Source organism: Dietzia sp. B19, assembly GCF_014145155.1.
GTDB lineage: Bacteria > Actinomycetota > Actinomycetes > Mycobacteriales > Mycobacteriaceae > Dietzia > Dietzia natronolimnaea.
Map to the genome: position 1 here is coordinate 1,225 of NZ_JAALED010000515.1, position 2,249 is coordinate 3,473.

Annotated in this window: 3 protein-coding genes and 1 pseudogene; all 4 read left to right on the forward strand. The window is 65.1% G+C overall.

From position 1 onward, the window contains the following. On the forward strand, positions 1-223 hold a 223-nt coding region (locus G6020_RS14075), incomplete at its 5' end, for an Asd/ArgC dimerization domain-containing protein (RefSeq protein WP_277815287.1). Between the two features lie 201 nt (positions 224-424). Beyond that, entirely contained in the window at positions 425-1,519 is a 1,095-nt protein-coding gene (locus G6020_RS14080) for an XRE family transcriptional regulator (protein WP_182611043.1), read from the forward strand. Between the two features lie 170 nt (positions 1,520-1,689). Then, positions 1,690-2,058 (forward strand): hypothetical protein, encoded by a 369-nt coding sequence (locus G6020_RS14085; protein ID WP_194306150.1) that lies wholly within the window; start codon positions 1,690-1,692, stop codon positions 2,056-2,058. 54 nt (positions 2,059-2,112) lie between these two features. Next, positions 2,113-2,249: pseudogene (locus G6020_RS14090) on the forward strand (Asd/ArgC dimerization domain-containing protein); the annotation flags it as partial.

Here is a 2,249-nt window from a genome sequence, read left to right on the forward strand (position 1 = left end):
GGAGCAGGCGCGCGAGCTGCTGTCCTCGGCGGCCGGCGTGAAGGTCGTGGACGTGCCGACCCCGCTGGACGCCGCCGGCATCGATGAGTCGCTGGTGGGCCGCATCCGACAGGACCAGTCGATCGAGGGCACCAAGGGCCTGAACCTCATGGTGGCGGGCGACAACCTGCGCAAGGGCGCGGCGCTCAACACGATCCAGATCGCGGAGCTGCTGGTCAAGTAACGCCGGTGCTGGTCACGTAGTCAGCCGAGGGGGGAGCCGTTCGGTAGGACGACGATGACGAGCTCCGCAGCAGCCCTTGACGAGAGCCGTCGCCCGGTCACGCTGATTGGGCGGCGGCGCCGGTCGCGAGCGGGGGAGCCGCGGAACTCCACACTGAGTGGCCGCTACACGCAAGCTGCTTGATGTGCCAGAATCGCAAGCATGGACGCGAAGGCACTCGGTAGGCGTATCGCGGAGGCGCGAGTAGCTGCCGGCATGTCGCAGCGGCAGCTTGCGGAAGTGTTGGGCCAGCTCGATCACACTTCGGTCAGCAAGGTGGAATCGGGAACCCGACGCGTCTCGGCGACGGAAATGTTCGCCATCGCCGCGACGCTCGACAAGCCATTGCAGTGGTTCGTGATGGACGAAGTGCCTGCGGTGATCAGCCGCCGCACCGACGCCGGATTCGACCCGGAAGTCACAGAGCGCATGGACGAGGCAATCGAGTTGCTAGCTGACGACATGCGATCGCTGATGCACAAAGAACTGATCTCGACTGTGCGCCGACCCGAATCGGCGGTGCCCGACCGTCATGAGGACGCGGAGCGGGTTGCCCACGAGGCGCGCAGACGGGCCGGGCTGGACAACGAGCCCATCCCCGATATTCTCTCGGTCTGCGAGCGGCTCGGGATGTACGTGTTCGTGGGTAACTACGGTGAGTCGGCGGATGGTGCCTGCGTGACCGTCGACGGGGACAGCGACACGGCGGTGGCCGCTGCGGTGATCAATTCTGAGCAGCCGCAGGGGCGCAAGCGAGTCACGGTCGCCCATGAACTAGCGCACTGGCTGGTAGGCGACGCCTATGACGCACACAGCTCCGATTCCGAGACGATGGTCAAGTCGGTTGCTATTCACTTCCTGATCCCCCGCGAGGGAGCGGCGAAGTTGTGGAGTGACTACCCGACGGAGAGCCCACGCCGCCGCGCCATCCGCATCGCCGGCAAGTACCGGGTCTCGTGGACGGCTACGGTCAACCAGCTCAAGAACGTGGGTCTGATCGAAGAGCGCGAGCGTGTGGCGCTCGCGCGGGAAGTCCCATTTGCTGGGGACTTTGTGGCGGTGGGTGTCCCGCTACCCGCTGACGACCTCGTCGCTCCGCGGCTGTCCCCGCAATTTGCAGCCGCTGTGGTGCGCGGGTACGAAGATGCCAAACTCACACGTAAGCGAGCGCTGCAGATGCTGCGCGGATCAATCAGCGACGCAGAGCTGCGTCCACGAGACGAGTCACCCTTCGAGGTGATCGACGGAGATGCCTGAACGATGGGTCATGGACACGAGTGTGTTCACCCACTGGCATCGTGCAGGCCACGGCGAGATACTGCGAAGGCTCTCGCCCAGCGGGCGAGTGATATTGATACCGGACGCGGTGAACGCCGAGGTTGAGTTGGCGCGCGAGCGCTACTCCGGGATTCCGGCAATCGCGGAGTGTGAGTGGACCGAACTTCGTCCTCGATTCCGACGAGGGAGCAGTGCAGCTGGCGATCCAGTCCGACATGGGAGCCGAGACAGCTGCTGAGCACGCCGGTGAGGCCGCGGTAATCGCATATGCGCAAGCGCACAGCTGCACCGCGATTATCGACGAACGTGAGGCGCTCAGCCAGGCGGTCGAGCGCATGGTCGAGGCCCGGGACTCGATGTGGATCGCCACCGAGGCACTTCACGTCCTCGACGATATCGATCGTGGCGATGCAGAGCGGGTCGTAGATGACCTGCTTGCGACGGGGATGTGGTTGCCGGTGAAATCCGGGGCGAGTCTCGTCGCGTGGGCGTACCGAGAGGGGTACATGGACCGATAACTAACGTGGAAGCGGGAGAGGGTTGTGGCGGGTCTGAGTGGGCGAAGACGGAGTATCGACGACGGGTCCGAGGAGACCGACGAGGAGCAGAAGCTGCGCAACGAGTCGCGCAAGATCCTCGGGCTGCCGGAGCTTCGCGTGGCCGGCACCTGCGTGCGCGTGCCGGTGTTCACCGGTCACACGCTGAGCAT